The sequence below is a fragment of the Solibacillus sp. FSL W8-0372 genome (assembly GCF_037969735.1).
Taxonomy (GTDB): domain Bacteria; phylum Bacillota; class Bacilli; order Bacillales_A; family Planococcaceae; genus Solibacillus; species Solibacillus faecavium.
Genome location: NZ_CP150204.1, coordinates 3,250,944 through 3,276,627 on the forward strand (window position 1 = coordinate 3,250,944; position 25,684 = coordinate 3,276,627).

Below are 25,684 nucleotides of genomic sequence, written 5' to 3' on the forward strand. Positions count from 1 at the left end.
AAATCTCTCCTTTATATTTTATTATGAAAATTTAACCTAAATACAATCATCCACCTATAATCCAAATATCAACAAGGATTTGTATTAACTCCATTACATAACCCCACCTTTCTTATAGCTACTATAAAGGATATACTGGACTATACAACATATTATTCCATATGGAATATTTCATTGGAGGGATAGGAATGAATTTAGGTAAAGATTTAAAAAGTATTAGAAAGAATAAAACATATAGCCAAGCGGAAGTGGCGAGTAATATTATTTCTCAAAGTACCTATTCTAAGTTTGAGGCTGGAATAAGGGATGTAGACGCGAGCATATACCTTCAATTACTTCAACGCTTGAATATTTCAGCGGAAGAATTTGATTACATTCGGAATGACTATAATTACGGACGGAAACAAAAACTTATTCATAGTCTATTTTCTTTAGATTACAATCACATCGCGAGTTTACATAAATTAAAACAACAAACAGTCCTTTTTTTACAAGAGCATCGTGACGAGGATATAGAGGAGATCTACCTGATATGTGAGGCATTTATACAACTTCATGATACAAAAAATATTGATATAGCCCGAAATATAGTGGAGCCTATTTGGAAAGAGATGTCGAAATACGAACAGTGGTATTTAAATGATATCCGCATAATCAATACCATTTTATTTTTATTTCCTGCAGACATTGCGATTGAATTCACACAAACAGTATTAACTAGACTGGATATGTATAAAGATTTTCATGATGCTGAAAGACTAAAGATTGCATTTAAAATCAACCTCTCCCTGATACTTATAAAAAATAAAGATTATGCAAAGGCACTTACAATTATCGAAGATTCACTTCAATCTGATAAAAAAAAGATGAGTTATACTATTTTGTCGCTTCATTATTCAAGAGAAGCCATTTGTAGAGTTAATTTACAGGAAAAAAAACCTGAACATCCCTTAAAAAAAGCTCAACAGTTATTGATGCTTTACGACGATCAATACTATTGGGAACTGATTCAGCAAGAGTTTAAACAATATACCCTTTCAAGGTCTAATGTGGATTAATGAACAATAAACACATCAAAAAGCACAAACGCTATTAATCAGTGTTTGTGCTAAATGTTATAGAATTTTATTAAAACATCTTTTTTACCATCTGCGTAAACCTCATATTTAGGGGAACTCTCCATGTAAAACCCTGTATATTTTCTTATGATCGCTCCTTTAAGGTGACTTATAGTATCGCTTCTCGCTAGCTCACCCCCTGCACCTTGAGCTAAAGGCTAGATTCCTTCAGCCCCATTTAATCCATGTTATAACCACACTCCTCGCAAAACTTTTTCGGTTCATCGTAGACTTCATTACAGTTGGCGCAATTGTATATATAGGACGCCGTAATATCGTCAATCGGTTGCTTTGCTTTCAGGTCGAGTATGATTTCCTCCTCTTCAACACCCGCTAATTTACTGAGCTCATTTAATTCTTCAATATCTTTTACCAGTTGCGCAATTGTATTTTCTTTCGCCTCAATTTGTGCGAGCTGATAATTCACCATGCTGACTGAAAACAGGCTATTGCGGTTCAAATTGACGATTTCCCCAATTTGCTGTTTCAGCACTTTGATCTCTTCTTCAATTCCGTTGATTTGTTTTCGCAGTTTGGACCGGTCGACCGCAAAAGACGTTTTACTGCTAAGCGTTGTCACCTTCTTGTTGACTTTCTTCCTCCATTTCTGAAATGTTCCTTTTCCTCCACTCATAAAAACCCTCCACTTCGATCAGAAATTTTTCTAGATTCAACTGGTGCATCCACTTGTCATTCTTCACAATATGTATTTTCATGTCGAAATATGCCTTTGTTTTTTAATGAAATAAAAAAGCGCATCCCTTATGGAAATGCGCCTGCCACTCTAATTTTTCAACTGCTTAATTGTTCCAATAGTTTACTGGAGAAATACTTTCGCGTATCCGCCATTTTAATATGCAGCATACGCTCTTCGTTGCTTTCTTCATTTATAAAAGTAACAAAGGCACCTTCTAAATTTTCATGAATGCTTTTAAAAATAAAATTATCGGCCAGTAATTCATCAATCTGTAAAATTTCCTTAGCCACAAATTCATATTCTGACATCGTCGCACCCCATTTACATTTAATCTGTAGAAGCAGTTTGCTGAACACCAATCGGTTCCGGCGTCACATCAATTTCCCAGCTACGTCCCGCTGTAATGCCTAAATACTCCTCATCACTCGGATTCGTAATTTCAGCTTGCGGATACTTTTTGAACCACCAGAATTTCGCTAGCACATAATAGATTGCCGCCCCTACAAAGAAGCCGATTAGTGAAGAAAATGATGGCCAAATATTCGCAATCAGCCCACCAAGTACCCAAGCGATAATTCCCGCTACATTGACACCTTTTAAATATTGATATTGACCGTCTGTTTCATATAGATCCTTTACATTTACTCGTCGCTTACGAATTAAATAATAATCAGCGAATAAAATACCAACAATTGAAGAAAGGATACCTCCGACAACAAGCAGTACGCTGTTTAAAATATCAAACAAGCTCCACGGTTGAACAATCGTTCCGACAATACCGGCAATGACAACACCTACCCAGAACGGTACTTTCGGGCCGCCGATATTCGAGAAAATCGTCGCAGCCGGAATAACGTTTGCGGAAGTATTTGTTGACCATTGAGCGAGCACGATCATCGATAATAACATTACAAGGACAATTCCACCTGCAGCCTGCTGAAGTGCGTTAATTGGGTCACCTGAACCAGTAGACATATAACATACCGCACCGATGACAATCATCAGCGTATTAAAAATTGGCTGAACAACAAGTGAACCTAGTAATTGTGTTTTATTTCGCTTGAACCAGTTACGCTCATTTTTCGGTGCTTTGAAGTGACGTGAAAGTGTCGGCATATCTGCAGCTAGTGTTGCCCAGAAGCCCATAATTGCCATCGCGACAATCATAAATGCCGTAAACTGTTCAAAACCTGTTTGCGGTGCTTCCACCCAAGACCATACCGCTTTTCCTTGTTCCTTCGCTTCAGCCGATAATTGTAAGTACATCCAAATCGAAATAAAGATAATGATCGGTGCAGCAAAATCAGCGAAACGCTCAATTGATTTAATCCCTAACGATACATTGAATAATTGCAATGTCGCAAAGACAAGGAAACAAATAAACCAGTTGTCAAAGCCAAACATAACATTCAAAATGCCATTGATCGCCAAGGCTCCGAAATACGTATTAATACCAAACCAGCAAGATGCCGTAAATGCACGTGCAAACGAAGGAAGATGTGTTCCAATCGTTCCGAAAGGGGCACGCATATACACCGGAAACGACAATCCGTGTTCTACACCGATATCGCCAATAATGACCATAAAAATACCGATTAAAATCGATCCGACCAATGTGGCAAGGATAAGCATCGGCATACTCAAATTCACAATCCCACCGGCACCGATCGCAAAGGCGGCCAGTACAATCGCCATCCCTACCCAGATAACACCAAAGCCCAGCACTCCAATACTGCGATTCTCATGCGAGACAGGAAGTAAATCAGGTGATTTCAAATAATTATTACTCGAGCTTTTTGGATTGGACATCGCTACACCTCTCATTATTCAATTTTTGGGTCCACAGAACGTGGGTCAGTCAGCCGTTGTCACACGATGCGACGCTGCTAAGCTGACATGTATTCCTTTAAAAATATTTACTACTAAACTACCTTGCAATAGTTGAAGTGTTCGCTGCGAATCCTGCAATCAACGACTGTCTTTCATTCCATGTCATTGGTGGCTGTGTTGGCACCAATTCCTTCATCGTAATAGCACCTTCTGCCGGACAAACAATTGAACATAAGTTACAGCCTACACAATCTTCCTCGCGAACTTTCAGCATCGGACGACCGTCTTCCGTATACAGATCGATACATTGATGCGATGTATCTTCACACGCAATATGGCACTTATTACAGTTAATGCAAACATCATTATTGATTTCTGCAACAACTTTATAATTTAAGTCCAAATCCCCCCAGTCCGAATATCTTGGAACCGTCTTTCCAACTAGATCCATAACAGATGCCAAGCCTTTATCATCTAAATAATTGCTTAAACCATCAATCATATCCTCTACAATGCTAAAGCCATGATGCATCGCCGCTGTACACACCTGAACGCTAGTAGAACCCATCAATATAAACTCAGCAGCATCCTGCCAGTTTGAAATACCGCCAATACCTGAAATCGGTACATTGATATAAGGATTTCTTGCACATTCACCAACCATGTTCAACGCAATTGGCTTAACCGCTGGACCACAATAGCCTCCATGAGCACCTTTGTTTCCAACGTGCGGAATTGTATTCCAGGAGTTTAAGTCAACGCCCGCCAAACTATTGATTGTATTAATCATACTAATCGCGTCAGCACCACCGCGTATGGCTGCCTCAGCTGTTACCGTAATATCAGTAATATTCGGCGTCAGCTTAACAATGACTGGTACTTGAGCATATTCCTTCGCCCAAAACGTCTGCTTTTCCACCAGCTCCGGCACCTGACCTGAAGCGGCACCCATGCCACGCTCGGCCATTCCATGGGGGCACCCAAAGTTTAATTCGAAGCCATCCACGCCGACATCCTGCACTTTTTTTACAATTTCATGCCATTTTTCGGCTTTCGGCTCTACCATTAACGAGGCAATAATGGCATGATTCGGGAAACGTTTTTTCGTTTCGTAAATTTCCTTCAGGTTCACTTCGAGCGGTCGATCCGTGATTAACTCAATGTTGTTAAACCCTGCCACCTTCTGACCATTAAAACTGACAGCGGCAAAACGGGAAGAAACGTTTAAAATAGGGTCCCCCAACGTTTTCCAAACAGCGCCGCCCCAGCCTGCTTCAAATGCTCGCTGAACTTGATAACCCGAGTTTGTCGGTGGTGCAGATGCCAACCAAAATGGATTCGGTGACTTTATACCAGCAAAATTTATACTTAAATCAGCCATGTGAATACCCCCTATGCGATTTCTGAATTTGCATTTAGTTCATAATGAATTGCGTATGCCGAATCTTTCCCTTGCTGCGCCGCGGATACAACTGTCGCTTCACCGTACCCATTGCCGTAAATTACATCGCCACAAGCGTAGATTTTCGGATTCGATGTCTTTAAGCTGTTCATCTCTACATCAATGACTCCACGAGTATTCGCCAGCCCAAGATGCTCAATTAGCTCATACTGCTTCGCTTGACCAATTGCCCGAATAACAGCATCCGTTTCAATGACAAATTCAGACCCCGGAATCTCCGTTAACGTACCTTTTCCACCTACGATTTCCGTAAGCTTCATCTTAATGCATTCCAACCCGATTACTTTGCCAGCTTCGTCACCAATCACTCGCTTCGGTAACGATAACCATCTAAATTCAACACCGTCTTGCTTCGCAAAATCATATTCAAAGTCATAAGCCGTCATTTCTTTTGATGTACGGCGGTAAACGATCTGAACTTGTTCTGCACCCAATCGTACTGAACATGTCGCTGCATCAATCGCCGTATTACCGGCACCAATCACAACTGCTTTTTTGCCCAGCATTTTATCTGTAAACGAAGCTTTCGACTCTTTTACAAAATCAATCGCATCATAGACACCTTCTAAGTGTTCGCCCTCAATATTCAGCATCGGTACTTTCCCCATACCAACCGCTACGATAATGCGGTCATAATTCTCAAGCAGTTCATCAACTAATACATCTTCCCCGATTTTTGTACTCGTTTTAATTTCAACACCGAGGTTTTGTACTTGCTGCACTTCCCACTCAACAACATCTTGAGGTAGGCGGAATGAAACGATACCGTAATAATTCAAGCCCCCTGCTTTTTCATCTGCTTCGTAAATTGTCACACCGTATCCGAGTAATGCCAGTTCACGTGCAGCAGATAATCCAGCTGGTCCACTTCCGATAATCGCGATTTTCTTGCCGTTTGCAGGTTTCGGTGTAAACAACTTCACATCGGTTTCACGAAGCCAGTCTGTTGCATAGCGCTGCAAATGGCCAATCTGTATTGGCTTTTCTTCACTGTTAAGTACACATGCACCCTCACAAAGCTCGATAGTCGGACATACACGTGCACAGCTTGCCCCTACTGGATTCGCCTCCATAATGACACGCGCAGAGCCCTTCATATTATTCGAAGCAATTTTTTTAATAAAGCTCGGAATATTAATACTTGTCGGACATGCTTGCACACACGGTGGATCATAGCAGTACAAACATCGATTTGCTTCAACGGTTGCTGCATATGTTGTTAAACCACCAAATATCTCTTCAAAGTTTTTCGCTAAACTATTGCTCATTTCATAACAACCCTCTCCAGTTTGATTTGTTATTTCAGCAGATTATATCTTCATTCAGCCGATGCCCCAACCACCAGCTGAATGAAGATAAGCCCCAGCGGATGTCACAGATTTTTTAATGGAAGTTTTTTGAGTAAACTCAAAAAAATCTGGACGCATTTACGCAAAAGCGTAAATGATCTGTTATGAAGTTACTTTAGTGGTACTCTTCACTTCGCGGCGAATATACTCACCACTTCCAAGCTTGCCGACGAACTTTTTATCTTGAATTACATAATCCCCGCGCACGAGCACACTTGTTGGCTCACCCGTCACTTCCAAACCTTCAAATGCGTTGTAATCCACATTCATATGGTGCGTTTCTGCCGAGATTGTCCGTTTTACTGTTGGATCGAATAATACGATATCCGCATCCGAACCGACCGCAATAGTCCCTTTTTTAGGGAACAGCCCGAAAATCTTCGCAGCCTGCGTTGAAATCATATCGACAAACTCATTTTCCGAAATACGGCCTTTTGCTACGCCTTCCGAATACAGTACGGAGAAGCGATCTTCAATAAATGGTCCTCCGTTCGGAATTTTTGAGAAGTCATCCTTCCCTAATGTTTTCTTGCCATTGAAGCTAAACGAGCATTGGTCCGAACCAATCGTTTGCAGCTGCTTCGATTTCAATGCATTCCACAATACTTCCTGATGCTCTTTTGGACGTAGCGGCGGAGACCATACATATTTTGCCCCTTCAAAGTTCGGCTTTTCCAATGCCGTTTGGTCCAATACTAAATACGGTGGGCACGTTTCACCTAACACGTTGTAGCCTTTATTACGTGCCGAAATGATTTCATCTACCGCTTCTTTACACGTTACATGCACGACATACAGTTGTGCTCCAGCCAAGTTTGCCAGTTCAATCGCACGCTTCGTCGCTTCACCTTCAACTTCCGGTGGACGAGTCAACGCATGATAAATCGGCTCCGTCTGCCCATTTGCCTTTGCCTCTTCCACCAGCTCATCAATAACAGACCCATTTTCACAATGCACCATAACCGTTGCACCTAATTGCTTCCCGACTTTAAACGCCTGGAATAACGTACGATCCGTCGCCTGGAATTCCTTTGCATATGCTAAAAACACTTTGATCGAGCTAATCCCGCCCCGTTCTAGTGCTTCCGGTAATTCTTTTAAGCGCTGTTCATTTAAATCACCAATCATCAAGTGGAAGCCATAGTCGATCACGGCCTTGTCCTTCGCCTTGCCATGCCAAGTATCAATCGCATCCATCAATGTCGGAGAGCCTGCACTAATACAAAAATCAATAATTGTCGTCGTTCCACCAAATGCTGCTGCAATGGTACCTGATTGCCAATCATCATCTGTTACCGTATTGTTAAACGGCATGTCCAAATGGGTATGAGGGTCAATACCACCCGGAAATAAAAGCTTCCCTGTAGCATCAATAATTTCTGCATCCACGTCTTCGATACTTGCCGCAATCTGCTTAATCACGCCATCCTCAATCAGCACATCACCTTTATACGTATCTGTAGCCGTAACAATTGTTCCCCCAGTAATGATCTTTTTCATAGTAAACCCTCCTATTTTTCTAGTAATTTAGCTAAGTTCTAGAAAGAACCGATGTAACCATACCTTACATTTTAATCTGAATTTTCAATAAATTTAAGCCGCAACTACGCTATTAAAATTGCTATTTATGCATATTTAACTTTTATAAAGCATATAATTAAATATATATATTATTATATGTTACTTTTCGTAACATAATATCTAATTATTTTAAATAATTTAAATAAACTTCTAAAAGGTACATTTCCCCTTCATACACTTAACTTTACTCGATGCTCGACTAAAAATTAATATACAAAAGGTAATTTTTCCAATAATCTTTTTGGACATAACGTAAAAAGTTAACGTGAAAACAGGTTTTCATGTGACATTTTCTGACACAATAAGTGCTAATTCGGGATTTAAACCTAGAATTTAAGTATGACATTCGAGGGATTTTCTAATAAACTTAGAAATCTTCTAATATATTTTTATTTGTTCTAATATATTTACGATTTTCTAATAAATCCTTTGAATGTTCTAAAATAAGTCCGCAATCTTCTAATATCCCCTTTCAACCTTCTAATATCCTGACCACATTTTCTAATATCCACCACCAATGTTCTAATAAAAGCCAAACCAAACCGCCGCCCACTACATAAAAAACAGCCTGATCCCCCTTTTCCGGAATCAAGCTGTTTTTGCATATTAACTTAGTTATTACTCGGAAACGCGAATGTCGATGCCGTCGTTTCTGTTGTCTCCGGCCAGCGCTCGGATACCGTTTTCGTCTTTGTAAAGAATCGCGCCTGATCCGGACCAAACATATGCCCTTCACCAAAGCGTGATCCTTTAAAGCCGGCAAAGTTATGATAGCCTACTGGGATAGGAATCGGCACATTAACACCGACCATGCCGACATCAATTTCCGTTGTAAATTTACGCGCAGCAGCACCATCATTCGTAAAGATCGTTACACCGTTTGCCAGCTCCTGGTCGTTAATGAAATCAATCGCCTCAGAAAGCGAACCTACGCGCACAACATTTCGAGCCGGTCCGAACACTTCCTGATCACAAATATCCATCTCCTTTGTCACATTGTCCAATAGTGTAGGACCTACGAAGAAGCCTTCCGAGTTTTTCACAATATCCAATTCACGACCGTCATTCACAACCGTCGCACCCTGCTGCTCAGCTAAATCGATCGCTTTTAAAATACTTTCTTTGGACTCCTTCGAAATGACCGGTCCAAAATCCGTACCTTCCTCTGTGTAGCTGCCTACTTTCAATTTGCTGATTTTGTCTTTCAAAATTGCTACTAATCTATCAGCTGTTTCTTCACCAACCGGCACAATTGTAGAAATCGCCATACAACGCTGGGAAGCCGCGCCATATGCAGCACCGATAAATGCGTTCGCCACTTGCTCTAAATCTGCGTCCGGCATAACAACCATATTATTTTTTCCACCACCAAGTGCAGTGACACGCTTACCGTATTTAGCACCCGTTTCGTAAATATATTTCGCAACCGGCGTTGATCCAACAAATGAAATCGCCTGCACAGTCGGGTTTTCCAAAAGCTCATTTACTGCTTCCTTGCTGCCGTTTACTACTGTCCAAATACCATCCGGCAAGCCAGCCTTTTTCCATAGCTCACTTACAAACAGCGAAGTCATCGGCACCTTTTCAGAAGCTTTTAAAATAACAGCATTCCCTACAGCAATCGCCATTGACGTTTGCGCCAGCGGTACCATGATTGGAAAGTTAAACGGAGAAATAGCAGCTACGACACCTAAAGGATACTTCGCCGAGTAGGCATTAATTTGACCGCCGACATTGACCGAATACTCCCCCTTCACAAGGTGAGGAGCCCCGATTGCCAGATCAACAGACTCCAATGCCCGCGTCACTTCACCGCGCGCATCTTCCAACGTTTTACCGCTTTCCGTACAAATGATATCCAACAGCTGCTCCATATTTTCCGTAATTAAATAGCGGAAGCGCATTAAAACTTCAGCTCGCTTCGCAACAGATAAATCTCTCCACGCAGGAAATGCCGCTTTTGCCGCTGCAATAGCTTCACGTGTTTCCTCGGCTGTTGCAATCGGTACTTCAGCAATCACTTCGCCGGTAGACGGATTATAGACCTTTGAATAGCTCCTGCTTTTCCCCTCGACTAATTCCCCATTTATAAAATGCGTTAATCTTTTTACCGAAACTGCTTCTGTCATTATGAATGTCCTCCTCTATTTAATGCTGTTTAATGCCTCTATCAATGTCGTTGCAATAAAGTCCTTTTCCTCTAACGTAATGGAAAGCGGTGGTGAAAGTGTTAATACATTATTGAAGTCCGCTACTGTCACACCATTTTTACCGATAATGACACCCTTTTGCTTACAATAGCCAATAACCGCATTGACCTTGTTAATATCAAGTGGCGTTTTCGTTTCTTTATTTTCCACAAGCTCAATGCCGATTAATAAACCTTTTCCTCGAATATCCCCAACATAAGGATGATCTTGTAAATGTTCCGCTAACGTTTCCTTGAGCGATTCCCCAAGCATAGTGGATTGATCAAATAAATTTTCACGCTCCATAATTTCAATGTTTTTCAACGCAACCGCACAAGCTACCGGTGAACCACCGAATGTGTTTACATGACGTAAAAACTCGTAATCTCCTTCAGCTATAAACTGCTCATATATTTCACGACGGATGGCAGTAGCCGATAATGGCATATAGGCACTTGTCAGCCCCTTTGCCATCGTAACGATATCCGGCTTAATTCCGTAGTTTTGGAATCCAAATGCTTTCCCCGTTCGCCCAAATCCGCAAATAACCTCATCAATAATGAGTAACGCACCGTGCTTTTTGCATACTTCCTGGACACCTTGCAAATAAGCCTCATTCGGGACGATCACCCCACCCCCCGTAATGATAGGCTCCATAATAACAGCGGCAATCGTTTCCGACATTTCCCACGTCATTACCTGATCCAAGTTTTTCACACTTGGCAATGTCGTTGGATCTTCACCCTGCATTTCTTCCGGATTACGGTATTGGTCAGGTGGTGCTACATGCAAAAACCCTGGAGCAAGTGGCTCATATTTATATTTACGCTGTGCCTGGCCTGTTGCTGCTAGAGCACCCATCGTATTGCCGTGGTAGGCACGATAGCGGGACACAATTTTATAACGATTCGTTTCACCTTTTTGCTGATGGTATTGTCGTACTACTTTAAATGCAACTTCATTTGCTTCCGAACCACTGTTGGAGTAGAAAACGACATATTCATCGCCAAGCAGCTCGCTAATTTTTTGGCTAAGTAAGATGGACGGAGTATGCCCATATGTGAGTGGCGTATAGGAATTTTTAAGCATCTGCTCATAGGCTACTTCTGCAATTTCCTTGCGCCCATAGCCAATATTCGTACACCATAGCCCTGCCATCGCATCCAAATATTTATTGCCATCGATGTCCGTTAACCAAGCCCCTTCCGCTCTTTCCACTATAAACGTCGCGTCCGGGTTATAAGGCTTCATCGAATGCCACACATGCTTTTCGTCATTTGCCTTCCAGTTATACTCTACGTATTGGCTCATGCATTTCCCTCCTAAATTTCTGAACTTACCTCTATTTTCGCTTATCGCACTTACGAGGGCACTATACATTATGTAAAATGATTTTTTGCACTCACTTCACATTAAGGTAATTAGTTGGTTCATCATTAGTAGGTTAATATAACGTTTTTGTATAGTCCGGCCAGCGATATTAGGTGACTTTCATCCCCTCATAATAATTATGCTTTGTCATTAATAACATGAGTTCTATACATAAACGATTTTCGTAATTCATAAAATCATTGCCAATAATTTGTTCCACTTTTTCAAGACGGTGATACAGCGTTTGACGCACAATAAATAATTTTTCGGCCGTTTCCTTTTTCAATCCATTACACTGAAAATATATATCCAACGTTTGAATTAAATTCGTGTTGTGCTTACTGTCATACTGACTGAGCTTTTCAATCTTTTCCTTTGCCGCTTGCATTAAACTATTGTTGTTTTGCAGAACCTTTACCATATGATAAAGTAGCAACTCATCATAGAAATACGAAAGCTCCATATTCGTCATCCGTATTTGAAGCGTCTCCTGAGCAGTTTGATAACTTTCCTTCAATTCATTGTAATGAGATACATATTTCCCTACCGCAATGAGCGTATCCAGCCTGTACTGATTGATCAGTTCATTCATCGCGCGCTTCATACGTTCTTTATACGTATCTTCTGGCCCCAAATCATTCAATATAAAAATTAAATACTGCGACTGCTCTACAATAAAAGTATAAAAGCCTTCCTTTTGCAAAGCCTGCCGAAGATTGATTTTATAATTCGTTAAATCCTTTATAATATTTTTTCTTCGCATCTGATGAATCATAACCATCCAGCCGTTTTGCTTTAGCTTCTGCTCTGACTCTTCAATAAAATAACGCATTTCATCATCACTGTTTTCACCTTCCAGCCACTTTTCAAAAAATTTACGGTTTTCACTTTCAAGCTTTTCCTCAATATATAAATCTCTTAAAACAAACTGAGACAAAGTAACGACTGTGCGATCCAAAATTAATAAATCCAATTCAGTAATTTCCCTTTTCTCAGAATAGATATGGACCGTACCATACACTTGATCAAATAACGTCATTTCAAGACTTGCCTTATTCTTACTGTTCAGTCTATTGATGAAATATTTATAATTTTCAATCTTTTTATCCGGGATTGCGAGACTTGTCCCTTTATTCACTTCAAAATAAGTATTCACGTTTAAATATTTTTGCATATACTGCAGAATCTTCGCTTTGTCATTCACCTTTAAAACATAGTTGTTTATTTTTTGGGAATAATCCTCCAGCTGCCTCAGTATATCGTATTGCTGATGGATAATTGCTGTATGCAAATCCTGCGTAATCCCGATAAACGGCACGATTTCCTGAAACACAATGAGCGGAAAATCCAGACTATTCGCTAAATTAACGACACTTTCCGGTACGACCTGAATATACATACCGAGTTCGATACACAGTCCCGCAACTTCCAAATCGCTAAGCTGCTGGACAAAGTTTAAAAAACCTTGCTCGTTATCCTTTAAAATAACGCCTGTTGTCAAAATAAGCTCATTACCTGTTATTAACTGCTTCACATCGATAACTTCCAATATATGTATCCATTTTATCGCATGATTTAACCCTGATTGACCTGCAACAACTTTGGCAGATTCAAAGTATTTTCGATTTAGAACTTCTTTTACAGTTATCATAGGCAGCCTCCTCTAATTAACAAATCGTCCATACAATTATTGTATCATTTTACATTAGGTATATATTAATTTGTTATATGAAAATGCTAATGTATATATATTAATGGATTAAAGGGGGACTCCTAATGTTAAAAACGAATCGCGAACGACTTAAAAACAGTATTGATTTATACAGTCAATTTGGAGCTACGGAAAATAACGGTGTCACACGTTTAAGCCTTTCCCAGGAGGATATTTTAGCCCGCAACCAATTGAAGGAAACTTGCGAACAGCTTGGCATGACTGTCACAACAGATGATATGGGAACAATGTACGCCACATTGCCAGGCAAACCCGACCATTTACCGATTGTGATGGGCTCCCATTTGGATTCCGTTATTAAAGGCGGACGCTTTGATGGCGTGCTCGGTGTTTTAACTGCGTTAGAGGCCGTACAAACAATCGTTGACGCAGGCCTTGAACTGAATCACCCTCTCACAATCGTGAACTTCACAAACGAGGAAGGCGCACGCTTTGAGCCTTCGTTAATGGCATCAGGCGTTCTGTCAGGAAAATTCGAAAAGGAAAACATGCTCGCTTCCACTGATGTAGAAGGCGTAACCTTTGAACAGGCCCTAAAACAAAGCGGCTATGAAGGTGATATCGCAAACCGCCTAACAGATGCTCATGCCTATTTAGAGCTTCATATTGAACAAGGTCCCGTGCTCGAACATTACAAAAAAGAGATCGGTGTCGTTGATGGTGTGCTTGGCATGGTATGCTATGACATCACATTAACCGGCGAATCGAACCATGCTGGGACAACTCCTATTTCAATGCGAAAAGATAGTATGTTTGCAACCATGCAAATTATTTCAATTCTGCAAAACAAACTAAAACAGCTTCCTGATGATCTTGTTTATACAATCGGACGTATCAACGCCTATCCGAATATTCATACAGTCATTCCAAACAAAGTAACATTCTCGTTAGAATCCCGCCATCAAGATCCTTCCGTTATTCAGCAAGTAGAACAAATCATTTTTGACCTGCCAAAGGAAATTGAAAATTGCGAGCTTAGCTATAAGAAGCTATGGAGCCGCGACACTGTCCATTTCGCACCGGAAGTCATAAATGCCGTAGCAGCAAGCGTTGAAGAATTAGGCTATTCAAGCCAACAAATGTATAGTGGTGCCGGTCATGACGCCCAATTTATTGCCGGATATATTCCATCCACAATGATTTTCGTCCCGAGCAAAAACGGCTATAGCCACCGGGAAGACGAGTACACTTCCTATGAAGAATGCTCAAAGGGTGCTGACGTCCTTGTAAATGCCGTTTTAAAAATCGCAGAAAGCGCAGTTTTACCCGTAAAGTCTGCTAGTATGAATTAGTTTTACTATCCTACAATATTAACCGGACATGAGAGGCTAAACTAACGCCTCTTCCAATCTGCTTTTTTAACTACCATCAAGCAAAACATTACTCATTGTTTTCACCTAGCAGTAAATAGATTAGCCCTTCCCTTCTTATTTAGATAATCATACTATATGGTAACTATTAAAAAGAAGGGAGATAAAAACAATGAGACGCCCTGCATTCGGCTTCTGTTACCCAGGTTACCGATACTGCGGTCCTGGCTGTTCCGGTCCCGGTGCACCAACAAATGCAGTAGATAACTGCTGTTTGCACCACGATGCATGCTATTACTACGGCTACGATAAAAGATATTGCGACGCGCTATTCCAGCAATGTTTAAACCAATACAAATATGCTCCCACTAAAATGGGTAGAGACGCAAGATTATTCTCAAATGCCATCCGAATTAAAAATAATCTTTTATAACGATAAAAAATAGGCATGAAACCTCTTTATTACAAGGGGTTCATGCCTATTCATCTTTAACCATTAAGTTCAAAATACTGAAGCTGGGAACATAAGGATCAAGATTATTGATAAGGGAAGAACCCTTATTAAGACAATATGAATTGATTGGAGTGAAGGGGCGACTCCTGGGGGAACAGCAAAATTTATTTTGCGACGAGTAACCGCAGGAGCACCGACGCCTGAGACTACAGGCTCAGGCCGTGCCCCCGGAAAGCGTCCCCGTAACGGAAATCAATTCTGACGGGAGCGGAAACTATATTCCCTCTTAGTCGATTTCTTGTCCTGTAATTTCTGCAAGCTTACCGTTTTCTTTAATTTTCTTTAAGCCTTCATTTAGGTGTTTTAGTAGCTCAGTATTTCCCTTTTTCACCATAAAGCCGTAATATTCCTTTTCAAACTGATCTGATTCAATTGCTTTTAAACCTGATTCAGGATTGTTCTTTAAGTACTCTAACACTACGGCATTATCACCGATCGATGCCGCTACTGCACCATTGATTACTTCCTGAAAAGCAATTGGCTGGTTTTCATAAGCTAAAATTTTAGTACTTGTCTTACCTAGTAATTTTTTCGCCGCTTCATGACCTGTTGTACCCATTTGTACAGAGATTTTTTCATCTTTTAATTCATCCAATGTCGTAATTGGTGAATCTTCTTTTACAACAATCATTAATGTTGCTTCGTAATAAGGATCTGTGAAATCAAATGTTTGTTTACGATCATCCGTAATAGTAATTCCTGATGCTCCTAAATCCAACTCGCCATTCTTTAACTGTTGGAATACCGGCTCCCAACCGACATTTCTAAATTCGATTTCAGAACCCATCTCTTCACCGATTGCATTCATAATATCTACATCAATCCCGACAATTTCCCCTTTGTCATTCATCGATTCAAACGGTGCAAAAGTTGCCTCCGTACCGACTAATAGTTTCCCAAAATTCCCATTTGCATCTGCACCTGAAGTTTCTTTATCCCCAGTACCACATGCAGTTAAAACTAATGATAATGCTACAAGCAGCATCATTGTTAACCATTTTTTATTTAACATTGTAAATCCCCCTATGCATTTTATGTTATAATTATACATTTATTGAATATAGTAATACAACATTTATTTTGAATTTTCCGATATTTTGTATTAAAAAAACTATCTTCACTATATTTTAATATAGTAAAAGATAGCTTTTTTCTATCCCTATAATACTTTCCCTAAAAACGCCTTCGTACGTTCATTTTGTGGATTACCGAATACTTCTTCCGGATGGCCCTGTTCTACAATATATCCGCCATCCATAAACAGTACGCGGTCACCAACTTCGCGTGCAAAGCCCATTTCATGTGTGACAACTACCATCGTCATACCTTCTTTGGCCAGGTTTTTCATTACTTCTAAAACCTCTTTAACCATTTCAGGATCAAGCGCTGAAGTTGGCTCATCAAATAGCATTACTTTCGGCTTCATAGCTAAAGCACGTGCAATAGCGACACGCTGCTGTTGCCCCCCTGATAATTGCTGCGGGTAATTATCCGCTTTTTCACGCAATCCCACTTTATCAAGTAGCTCCATTGCCAATTGCTCAGCATCTTGTTTGTTCAAGTTACGAATTTGCATCGGTGCCATCGTAATATTATCGATAACCGACATGTGCGGGAATAAGTTAAACTGCTGGAATACCATCCCTACTTCTGTGCGGATATCGTTAATGTTTGTTTTCGGATCATTAATTTTGACCCCTTCAATATAAATCGCGCCATCTGTAACTTCTTCCAGTAAATTCATGCATCGAAGAAATGTTGACTTACCTGAACCAGAAGGCCCGATTACACAGACTACCTCTTTTTCACGAACTTCATAATCAATTCCCTTTAACACTTCGAGCTTGCCAAAATGCTTATGTAAATTTTCTACTTTAATCATTTATGCGCGCTCCTTTTTCTTACGTGGGTTGTAATTAATATCTACCCGCTTTTCTATAAATGCCACAAGCTTCGTTACTGCGTACGTTAATACAAGGTATAAGAACGCTGCAAACAAATATGGCTCCCAGAATCGCTGATACGTTCCGGCAACGACTTTACTCACGTATAATATTTCTGCACCGGCAATAACCGTAACAAGAGATGAATCTTTTAATAAGGCAATAAACTCATTTCCTAATGGCGGAATCATACGACGGAATGCTTGAGGTAATATAACTTTGCGCATCGCCTGACTATGCGTTAACCCTAATGACCTTGCCGCTTCCATTTGCCCTTTGTCTATCGATTGAATCCCTGCACGGAAAATTTCCGCATTATATGCCGCGCTATTTAAAATTAATCCTACGATACCCGATACCCACCAACCTTGTGATGAACCAAAAATAGTTGGAATAACAGCTAAGTGAATTAATAATAATTGCACTAGCAATGGTGTACCACGGAATACGTCTACATAAATTTTAGCCGGCCAGTAAATCAATTTCTTTTTCGAAACTTGGCCTAACCCTAAAAGCAGACCGAAAATGATACCACCAATATAACCACATGCAGTTAGAACAATGGTTGCCCAAAGTCCTTTTGCATATAGTTCACGGTAGTTCCAGATAATTTCCCAACGGAAAAAATCAAAAAACTCCATCTGAAACCCTCCAATAAATTAAATATAGCTTATTCGATTTCTGTACCTGTAATTTCAGCTAATTTTCCGTTAGCCTTAATTTTGTCCAGACCTTCATTTAAAATATTTAATAGCTCTGTATTCCCTTTTTTTACCATGAAGCCAAAGTAATCTTTTTCAAATGAATCGTCTTCAATCGCTTTTAAACCAGAATCCGGATTTTTATCCAAGTATTCTAAAATAACAGCATTATCACCGATCGCCGCATCTGAAGCACCTGTTAATACTTCTGTCAGTGCAATTGAAAAGTTTTCATACGCTAAAATTTTTGAGCTTGAAACACCTTGTAAGTCCTGTGCTGCTTTGTGTCCTGTTGTATTAATCTGTACAGAGATTTTTTTGTCTTTAATATCCTCTAAAGATTCAATTGAAGAATCTTCTTTTGTTACGATTAATAATGTCGCCTCATAGTATGGATCTGTGAAATCATACGATTGCTTACGCTCATCCGTAATTGTAATGGCTGCTGCCCCCATATCGATCTCACCGTTTGTCACTTGGCTCATCATTGAATCCCAGCCTACATTTTTAACCTCTGTTTCGATACCCATCTCTTCACCGATTGCTGCTAAAATATCAGCATCTAAACCTACTACATTACCTTTATCATCCAAATACTCAAAAGGAGCATATGTCGCTTCTGTACCTGCTACGATTTTTGTATATTCTTTATCCCCTGTAGATGTTTTTTCATCTGCACCACATGCTGTTAAAATCATTGAAGCTGCTGCTAAAGGGGCTGCCCATTTAAGTAATTTTCTAGCGTTCATTATAAATATCCTCCTGGAGTTTTAAGTTTTTTAATTAATATCTTGTTCAATTATATTAATTCCCCAATTAATATACAACATTTAATTTTTAAAAAATTGATTATTATTGCAGTATGATGAATTTTTATAACAAAATTGATAAGAAATCTGCATATCTTTTAATATTTATTCATTAAATTATTATACCATTCTTGTTTTTTAATCTTCTTTATACGATGAACACTGTATATTTATTCTCTCTTTTTAAAAAATTTGGGTTCATTACCATAACATGCGGTTGCCAGTGCCCCCCTAAAATAAGGGAAGATTTTACCGTTATTTGAATGCTGTAGCTCATTTTTTGAATAAATAAGGGAACGTTTTACCGTTATTTTAAATAAAATCCTGAAATTCTATGTTTTTTAGACCAATAACGGAAATCTCTTCCGTTATTTTCACGATTATTCATGTTATTTTCGAAATAACAGAAATTCCTTCCGTTATTTATCATCCTCAATTTAAGGTGATAAACCCTAAACTAGGGTATAAAAAAAAGACTACTTCACGGGAATCCCGAAAGTAGTCTTGGTTTAAGAATGAATGAAGGATAAAAGGAATCGGTACAGTGATTCCTTTTATCCTACCAAAAAATCCATTCTCCATTGTAGAGCAATAACTATTATGTTATTTTTCTACAATTGGTATAGAAAAGTATATGAAAACAGTAAAATGGCGTCCTATTGGACATGATAATATAGTATTGCTTGAACATAACCTTTAATAATTTACTAATTATCTTTCCTTTTTTCAAGTCTAAATTATAAATTTCATTTAAAGAATTTAAATATTTTTTAAAAGTGCGTTTAAATTATACAGAATTCGGAAATTTATAGTATAGTGCCTAAAACGAATGTTAAATAATGGAATTAAAATACTTATCATCCTATTAAAGAACGCTAATACTTAATTATTCGCAAATAAAAAAGACGCCCTCGGAGGGAATCGAACCCCCAGCCTCAGAACCGGAATCTGAAGTGTTATCCATTACACCACGAGGACATATTAATAAGTAAAATAAGTATATGTTCAACTTTTCCCATTATACAGATGGTACGCCAGATTTTCAATAGCAAAAGTCAGAGTTTATATTTGACCATAACTGACTAATACGTGTATGATAGGTTTACAGCTGAAATGATTTCCATTTTTCAGCATAAGAATGCGAATAAAAGCTTTAACAAAGGGAGGATTATTCAATGAACTTAATTCCTACAGTTATTGAACAAACAAATCGCGGGGAACGTGCATATGACATTTATTCACGTTTATTAAAAGACCGCATCATCTTATTAGGTAGCGGAATTGACGACAACGTTGCAAACTCAATCGTTGCACAGCTACTGTTTTTAGAAGCAGAAGATCCAGATAAAGATATCTACCTATACATCAACTCACCAGGTGGTTCTATCACATCGGGTATGGCTATTTATGATACGATGAACTTCATCAAGCCGGACGTTTCAACAATTTGTATCGGTATGGCAGCATCAATGGGTGCTTTCTTACTTTCTGCTGGTGCAAAAGGTAAGCGTATTGCATTACCAAACGCAGAAGTAATGATTCACCAACCACTTGGCGGTGCACAAGGTCAAGCAACTGAAATCGAAATCGCAGCAAAACGTATTTTACATTTACGCGAAAAATTAAACCGCATTATGGCTGAAAACACTGGCCAAGAATACGAAACATTAGCGCGCGACACAGATCGTGATAACTTCATGACTGCAAAGCAAGCATTAGATTATGGTCTTATCGACAAAATCTATGAGCGTAACCAATTAAATAAATAATGTAATATGAAGCATGCAGGAGTTAATCCTGTGTGCTTTTTTTAGTGCATCCTTTTATCCGCCACTTGCTCTATTTTAATAGCCAAAAGTCTAAATTTATTCGTCAATTTAATAACGATAATCGCCACAAAGGGAAGCTTATTCGTCACTTTCACTCGAATAATAGCCACTCCCACAAAAAAATAAAGCACAACCCGTTCATCCTATGAATTGGTTGTGCTTTTCAAGTTAGTTTGCTTTTTCGATTAAAAGCTGGAGAGCATTAATGGCTTTTTCTTCATCGTGACCATCAGCACATAATGTGACAACTGTACCTTTAGCCACAGCTAAGCTCATAATCCCCATGATCGACTTTGCATTTACTTTTTTCGTATCCTTTTGTAAAAAAACGTCTGCTTTAAAACGATTTGCTTCTTGTACGAATAATGCAGCTTGTCTTGCCTGTAAGCCGGATTTCAGCTTTACTTCTACTTGTTTTTCGATCATCTTGATATACTCCCTTTCACAACCGCTCATCGCTACTTTTATCTATCTTATCGGAATTATTCGAAAAGAACAATAATAGATTCCGGTACACATGAAATCGTTACCATTATTACCTATACCTTAGCATAAATGTACTTAAATCGTAAGTTTCATTCCAAAATTCTACGTAGCCAATGCCACTAAATTTTTTCACCACGTCTGAGGGCTTCTGCTATATCATCGATTTTACGTAAACGATGATTCACGCCTGATTTACTGACAACGCCTGTTGATACCATCTCTCCAAGCTCTTTTAATGTGACATCCTGATATTCGACTCGAAGACGGGCAATTTCTCGTAGTTTTTCGGGTAATTGATCAAGTCCCACTGCATTATCAATATAGCGGATATTTTCAACTTGTCGCAGTGCCGCGCCAATTGTTTTATTTAAGTTAGCCGTTTCACAGTTGACGATACGATTTACACTGTTACGCATATCTCTTATGATTCGTACATCTTCAAACTTCAGCATTGCCTGTACCGCACCGACTAAATTCATAAAATCCGAAATTTTTTCTGCCTCTTTTAAATAAGTAACATAGCCTTTTTTTCGTTCGATTGTTTTTGCATTGAGATCATAGCGATTCATCAGCTGTGCCAACGCTTCCCCGTGCTCCTTATACAAAGAATAGATTTCCAAATGATAAGAGGAAGTCTCCGGGTTATTGACTGAACCGCCTGCTAAAAATGCCCCACGTAAATAGGCACGGCGCTCACTGTTTCTCGGAATGATAGATTTTGAAATCGTATGATTAAATTCAAAAGAATTCGATACAATTTCCAAATCATCCAATATTTCACGGGCACCTTCCCGAACACGGCATATGTACACATTATTCTTTTTCAGGCGCATTTTTTTTCGCACAAGAAGCTCTACATTATATGGATAGAGCCTTTTTACAATGATATATAGTCGACGTGCTATAGCTGCATTCTCTGTTTGTACATCTAAGCTTATTTGACGATTCGCAAAGCTTAACGAACCATTCATTCGTATAAGGGCGGACACTTCAGCCTTCAAACAACTGTCATCCGCTTCAACCTGTGTCAGTTCCTTTTTTGTTTCAGATGCAAATGACATTATGTGCTCCCCCTTTCCTAGCAAACTATGTAGTGATTACAAGTAATATTACTGCATTGTTTGTTGTTTTAGTATTGTATATTCACACAGCCAATCCGCTAAATTACTCGCATCATGACGTACTGTTCCATTTTGGATAACTGCAATTTCCTTTTGAATAATATTAATGCCCATCTCTTTTATTCTATCTATATCAAATTTTACGGGCTCGGCATTTTCTTCACGATAGTTTTCATAAATTGACGACGGAAGCTCTTTTTCATTAATCAGTATCGATTGAATGAACGGTTCGCCTACATGCGCATGAATGGCCTCAATATGCTGTGAGGCTGTATATTGACCTGTCTCACCTTGCTGGGTCATTAAATTAGCAATATAGATTTTCTCACCTTTTGCACGAACTACCGCCTGGCCAATTCCTTTAACTAATAAGTTCGGAATGATGCTCGTATAAAGACTGCCTGGTCCGATCAAAATAAAATCCGCGCGTTCAATTGCATGAACAGCAGCTGGCAACGGCTTTAAATTGCTAGGCTCTAAATACACACGCTTAATTGGTGCATGGCCAGACGGGATTTTTGATTCCCCGATAACGTCTGAACCATCCATTAATTCAGCATGTAATGTCACTTTTTTATTTGCAGCAGGAATAACTTTTCCGTGCACATTCAAAACTTTACTCATCTCTGCAATGGCATGGTTAAAATCACCTGTAATTTCCGTTAAAGCTGTTAGCATTAAATTGCCTAAAGAATGTCCGCCAAGGTCGTTGGATTGCGAAAAGCGATATTGAAACATTTGCTCAACTAAAGGCTCTACATCCGACAATGCTGCAATTACATTCCGTACATCCCCTGGAGGCGGAATATCATAATCATCCCGTAAACGCCCAGAAGAGCCACCGTCATCTGCTACCGTAACGATGGCTGTAATATCAAATGGGTGCTGCTTTAAACCGCGTAATATCGTTGAAAGCCCTGTGCCCCCACCAATTACGACGATACGTGTTCTCTTTTTCTTCATTTAATCAATCCTTTCTATGATTGATATCTCTATGTGAAATGATGACTTGGTCATTTTTTGCTAACAGTTTGCCAAAGTATTCAGCGAGCGTTACCGAGCGATGTTGTCCACCTGTACAGCCAAATGCGATCACTAGCTGCGACTTTCCTTCACTGCGATAATGCGGAATCATAAATGTAAACAAGTCCGTTAGCTTGGCAATGAGCTGCTGTGTTTCTTCTGTTGCAAGCACATAGGAAGAAACCTCTGTCTGAAGACCGGTTTTATGACGCAATTCTTCAACATAATAAGGATTTTTCAAGAAACGTACATCAAATACTAAATCAGCATCGATCGGTAAGCCATGCTTAAAGCCAAATGACATAATATTAAGTGAAAAAGTAGGACTGCTCATATTTGAAAATTCCTGTGCAATGCGTTCGCGTAATTCCCGGGGTTTCAACTTGGATGTGTTTACAATTGTTTTTGCACGGCCTTTTACCTCAGAAAGTAATTCCCGTTCCTGTTGAATTCCTTCCAATGGTAAACCTTGTGTTGCAAGTGGGTGTGAACGACGAGATTCTTTATAACGTCGAACTAAAGTGGCATCGTCGGATTCTAAAAATAAGATCCGTAGTAAAATGTCCTCTTCATTCATTAACGCGTCGAGCGATTCAATTAAGGACCCAAAAAATTCTCTCCCACGTAAATCCATCACTACCGCGATACGTGAAATTTTCTTTTCGGAATCTTTCATTAGTGCTAAAAAAGTAGTCAAAAGTTCCGGTGGTAAATTATCGACGCAGTAATAGCCTAAATCTTCAAAGCTTTGAACCGCTACCGTCTTGCCCGCACCTGACATTCCTGTAATAATAACTAACTCATGTGTAAAGCTCGAACTACCCACTTGTTTCATCTCCTCTAGTTTTGTTCTATTGAGTGTTGAATGTTTTCACTTAATAGCTCAAAATCCTCTGTATACTCAAATGTACCATATTGCATTCCTTTATTTGCTGTTGCAAATAATAAATTTGTCCGGTCACCTGCTGCCATCGGAAGGTCGTTTAATTGCTCTACTGGATACCAGTCCAAAATGCCTTCACGTGTTTCCACAAACGGTGTTCCTTCAACATCTGTTGCAATAAATGTATAGAGCATCCATTCATCTACGACTGTATCACCATTTTTTATGACCATAGTATAAATGCCTTTTAAATGAACGTTTTTAGGTTTTAAATTCGTTTCTTCCTGAAATTCGCGAACAGCCGATTCATAGATGGACTCTCCAAGCTCCATTTTGCCGCCTGGTGCAACAAACCAACCTCTTCTCGGTTTTTGGAGCAACAGCACTTTGCCATCCTTTATTGCGAGTAAATTTGTAATACGTTGCATACGTAACACCTCAATTCTTTCATTTGTGGATATTAATTTATGACTTTCAAGGTAATCCACATAAAGTACAGATAGTCTCTCACGCTATTGTACGCTAAATTTCTTTTCCTAATGCTTATATTTCTATTATACCTTGTCCCAGGCATTACGTAAAAGTACTCGTACCATTTGTCCCATTAGTAAATAAAGGATTGAGGGCTGAGTATTTATAATTCCGCACAAAAAGAGGTTGTTTCAGCGCAGATCGCGCTTGAAACAACCTAAGGATAAAAATATAAGGGGGTTAAAACAAATTCTACTTTTAGTATACCCTTATTTTGTAACGAGATGATTACATTTATGTTAAGGATTTATTGATTTATTTTTTCTTTTATTTCTTCGATGTAATGTTGGGCTGATTGTGCAGCAATACTGCCATCGCCAGTAGCTGTTACAATTTGGCGCAACATTTTCTCACGGACATCACCCGCTGCATAAATACCCGGAATAGCTGTTTCCATTTTTTCATTTGTTAAAATGTAGCCTGCTTCATTTAAAATATTCAGTGAAGCAAAAGGAGCTGTCAACGGAAGCGTGCCCACATATACGAATACGCCATCTGCCTGCATTTCTTTTTCAGTGCCATCCACATTTGAAACTAATGTCACTTTACCGACTTTGCCGTCCACTTCATGAATTTCCTTCACTTGTGTATTCCAGATGAAATCAATTTTTTCATTGGCAAATGCACGATCTTGTATAATCTTTTGAGCACGTAATTTATCACGGCGGTGAACAATTGTTACTTTGTCTGCGAAGCGTGTTAAATAAATACCTTCTTCAACAGCTGAGTCGCCCCCACCGATTACAATTAGGTTCTTTTGTTTAAAGAATGCACCATCACATACAGCACAATAACTTACACCACGACCTCCAAGCTCTGTTTCACCTGGAATGCCTAATTTTTTATATTCTGCACCTGTTGTAATAATTATTGTACGTGTTTTGTATTGTTTTTTACCTGAAACGATAATTTTATATTCTTCACCATCGATTACTTCGGACACATCACCGTAAGCATATTCTGCACCGAACTTTTTCGCGTGCTCGAACATTTTTGTAGATAGCTCTGGTCCTAAAATTGTATCGAAACCTGGGTAGTTTTCCACTTCTTCAGTACTAGCCATTTGACCACCAGGAATACCACGTTCAATCATTAATGTTGCTAAGTTTGCGCGTGATGCATAAACCGCAGCCGTCATACCTGCCGGACCTGCTCCGATAATTACTACATCATAAATTTTTTCTTCAGACATGTTGATCCTCCTC

At 39.3% G+C, this 25,684-nt stretch carries 24 protein-coding genes and 1 tRNA gene; 4 read left to right on the forward strand and 21 right to left on the reverse strand.

Annotated elements, in window-relative coordinates; translation table 11 throughout:
* Window positions 1–188 precede the first annotated feature (188 nt).
* Window positions 189–1,058 (forward strand): helix-turn-helix transcriptional regulator, encoded by an 870-nt coding sequence (locus tag MKY13_RS16655; RefSeq protein WP_339214014.1) that lies wholly within the window; start codon window positions 189–191, stop codon window positions 1,056–1,058.
* 238 nt (window positions 1,059–1,296) lie between these two features.
* Here the strand turns inward: MKY13_RS16655 and MKY13_RS16660 are convergent, their stop codons facing one another.
* From MKY13_RS16660 to MKY13_RS16700, 9 genes are all read right to left on the reverse strand, one after another.
* Window positions 1,297–1,752: a nucleotide-binding protein gene (locus tag MKY13_RS16660; RefSeq protein ID WP_339214016.1), complete on the reverse strand. Its 456-nt coding sequence runs from the start codon at window positions 1,750–1,752 to the stop codon at window positions 1,297–1,299.
* Between the two features lie 158 nt (window positions 1,753–1,910).
* Window positions 1,911–2,123, reverse strand: a complete 213-nt coding sequence (locus tag MKY13_RS16665; RefSeq protein ID WP_339214018.1) for a hypothetical protein — start codon at window positions 2,121–2,123, stop codon at window positions 1,911–1,913.
* 19 nt (window positions 2,124–2,142) lie between these two features.
* Window positions 2,143–3,624: an NCS1 family transporter gene (locus tag MKY13_RS16670; protein ID WP_339214020.1), complete on the reverse strand. Its 1,482-nt coding sequence runs from the start codon at window positions 3,622–3,624 to the stop codon at window positions 2,143–2,145.
* A 118-nt stretch (window positions 3,625–3,742) separates the two neighbouring features.
* Window positions 3,743–5,026: an NAD-dependent dihydropyrimidine dehydrogenase subunit PreA gene (preA, locus tag MKY13_RS16675; RefSeq protein WP_339214022.1), complete on the reverse strand. Its 1,284-nt coding sequence runs from the start codon at window positions 5,024–5,026 to the stop codon at window positions 3,743–3,745.
* Window positions 5,027–5,037: 11 nt separating this feature from the next.
* Window positions 5,038–6,375 carry an NAD(P)-dependent oxidoreductase gene (locus MKY13_RS16680; protein WP_339214024.1) on the reverse strand — a complete coding sequence of 446 codons (1,338 nt, stop codon included), beginning with the start codon at window positions 6,373–6,375 and terminating at the stop codon, window positions 5,038–5,040.
* 183 nt (window positions 6,376–6,558) lie between these two features.
* Window positions 6,559–7,956 carry a dihydropyrimidinase gene (hydA, locus tag MKY13_RS16685; RefSeq protein ID WP_339214026.1) on the reverse strand — a complete coding sequence of 466 codons (1,398 nt, stop codon included), beginning with the start codon at window positions 7,954–7,956 and terminating at the stop codon, window positions 6,559–6,561.
* 692 nt (window positions 7,957–8,648) lie between these two features.
* Complete coding sequence (locus MKY13_RS16690) at window positions 8,649–10,166, reverse strand: CoA-acylating methylmalonate-semialdehyde dehydrogenase (RefSeq protein ID WP_339214028.1); 1,518 nt, start codon at window positions 10,164–10,166, stop codon at window positions 8,649–8,651.
* A 15-nt stretch (window positions 10,167–10,181) separates the two neighbouring features.
* Window positions 10,182–11,537, reverse strand: a complete 1,356-nt coding sequence (locus MKY13_RS16695) for an aspartate aminotransferase family protein (protein ID WP_339214030.1) — start codon at window positions 11,535–11,537, stop codon at window positions 10,182–10,184.
* A gap of 169 nt (window positions 11,538–11,706) precedes the next feature.
* On the reverse strand, window positions 11,707–13,248 hold the full coding sequence (locus tag MKY13_RS16700) for a PucR family transcriptional regulator ligand-binding domain-containing protein (RefSeq protein ID WP_339214032.1): 1,542 nt from the start codon (window positions 13,246–13,248) through the stop codon (window positions 11,707–11,709).
* A 125-nt stretch (window positions 13,249–13,373) separates the two neighbouring features.
* On the opposite strand from MKY13_RS16700, the gene MKY13_RS16705 reads away from it, so the two are divergent.
* Window positions 13,374–14,621, forward strand: coding sequence for a Zn-dependent hydrolase (locus tag MKY13_RS16705; protein ID WP_339214034.1), 1,248 nt, complete (start codon window positions 13,374–13,376; stop codon window positions 14,619–14,621).
* Between the two features lie 190 nt (window positions 14,622–14,811).
* Window positions 14,812–15,072, forward strand: coding sequence for a Parvovirus coat protein VP1-like protein (locus MKY13_RS16710; protein ID WP_339214036.1), 261 nt, complete (start codon window positions 14,812–14,814; stop codon window positions 15,070–15,072).
* Between the two features lie 307 nt (window positions 15,073–15,379).
* On the opposite strand, the gene MKY13_RS16715 is transcribed toward MKY13_RS16710, so the two are convergent.
* The 5 genes from MKY13_RS16715 to MKY13_RS16735 form a co-directional block, all read right to left on the reverse strand.
* Window positions 15,380–16,165 (reverse strand): basic amino acid ABC transporter substrate-binding protein, encoded by a 786-nt coding sequence (locus MKY13_RS16715; protein ID WP_339214038.1) that lies wholly within the window; start codon window positions 16,163–16,165, stop codon window positions 15,380–15,382.
* A gap of 147 nt (window positions 16,166–16,312) precedes the next feature.
* A complete protein-coding gene (locus MKY13_RS16720; RefSeq protein WP_339214040.1) occupies window positions 16,313–17,035 on the reverse strand; it encodes an amino acid ABC transporter ATP-binding protein in 723 nt (240 codons plus the stop codon).
* Window positions 17,036–17,737, reverse strand: coding sequence for an amino acid ABC transporter permease (locus MKY13_RS16725; protein ID WP_191704382.1), 702 nt, complete (start codon window positions 17,735–17,737; stop codon window positions 17,036–17,038).
* Between the two features lie 29 nt (window positions 17,738–17,766).
* Entirely contained in the window at window positions 17,767–18,546 is a 780-nt protein-coding gene (locus tag MKY13_RS16730) for a basic amino acid ABC transporter substrate-binding protein (RefSeq protein WP_339214042.1), read from the reverse strand.
* A 966-nt stretch (window positions 18,547–19,512) separates the two neighbouring features.
* Window positions 19,513–19,584, reverse strand: a tRNA-Arg gene (locus MKY13_RS16735).
* Between the two features lie 197 nt (window positions 19,585–19,781).
* Here MKY13_RS16735 and clpP point away from each other — a divergent pair.
* Complete coding sequence (gene clpP / locus MKY13_RS16740) at window positions 19,782–20,375, forward strand: ATP-dependent Clp endopeptidase proteolytic subunit ClpP (RefSeq protein ID WP_191699538.1); 594 nt, start codon at window positions 19,782–19,784, stop codon at window positions 20,373–20,375.
* Between the two features lie 41 nt (window positions 20,376–20,416).
* Here clpP and MKY13_RS16745 read toward each other — a convergent pair whose 3' ends face one another.
* The 7 genes from MKY13_RS16745 to trxB form a co-directional block, all read right to left on the reverse strand.
* Window positions 20,417–20,566: a hypothetical protein gene (locus MKY13_RS16745; protein ID WP_339214045.1), complete on the reverse strand. Its 150-nt coding sequence runs from the start codon at window positions 20,564–20,566 to the stop codon at window positions 20,417–20,419.
* Window positions 20,567–20,603: 37 nt separating this feature from the next.
* On the reverse strand, window positions 20,604–20,861 hold the full coding sequence (locus tag MKY13_RS16750; RefSeq protein WP_191699537.1) for an HPr family phosphocarrier protein: 258 nt from the start codon (window positions 20,859–20,861) through the stop codon (window positions 20,604–20,606).
* 179 nt (window positions 20,862–21,040) lie between these two features.
* Window positions 21,041–21,982, reverse strand: a complete 942-nt coding sequence (whiA, locus tag MKY13_RS16755) for a DNA-binding protein WhiA (protein ID WP_191699535.1) — start codon at window positions 21,980–21,982, stop codon at window positions 21,041–21,043.
* 48 nt (window positions 21,983–22,030) lie between these two features.
* Window positions 22,031–23,005, reverse strand: a complete 975-nt coding sequence (locus MKY13_RS16760; RefSeq protein WP_339214048.1) for a YvcK family protein — start codon at window positions 23,003–23,005, stop codon at window positions 22,031–22,033.
* Between the two features lie 4 nt (window positions 23,006–23,009).
* Window positions 23,010–23,900 carry an RNase adapter RapZ gene (gene rapZ / locus MKY13_RS16765; RefSeq protein ID WP_191699533.1) on the reverse strand — a complete coding sequence of 297 codons (891 nt, stop codon included), beginning with the start codon at window positions 23,898–23,900 and terminating at the stop codon, window positions 23,010–23,012.
* 5 nt (window positions 23,901–23,905) lie between these two features.
* Entirely contained in the window at window positions 23,906–24,376 is a 471-nt protein-coding gene (locus tag MKY13_RS16770; protein WP_339214051.1) for an 8-oxo-dGTP diphosphatase, read from the reverse strand.
* A gap of 350 nt (window positions 24,377–24,726) precedes the next feature.
* The gene (gene trxB, locus MKY13_RS16775; RefSeq protein WP_191699530.1) at window positions 24,727–25,671 is read right to left on the reverse strand and encodes a thioredoxin-disulfide reductase; all 945 of its coding nucleotides are present in this window, start codon (window positions 25,669–25,671) and stop codon (window positions 24,727–24,729) included.
* Window positions 25,672–25,684: the final 13 nt, after the last annotated feature.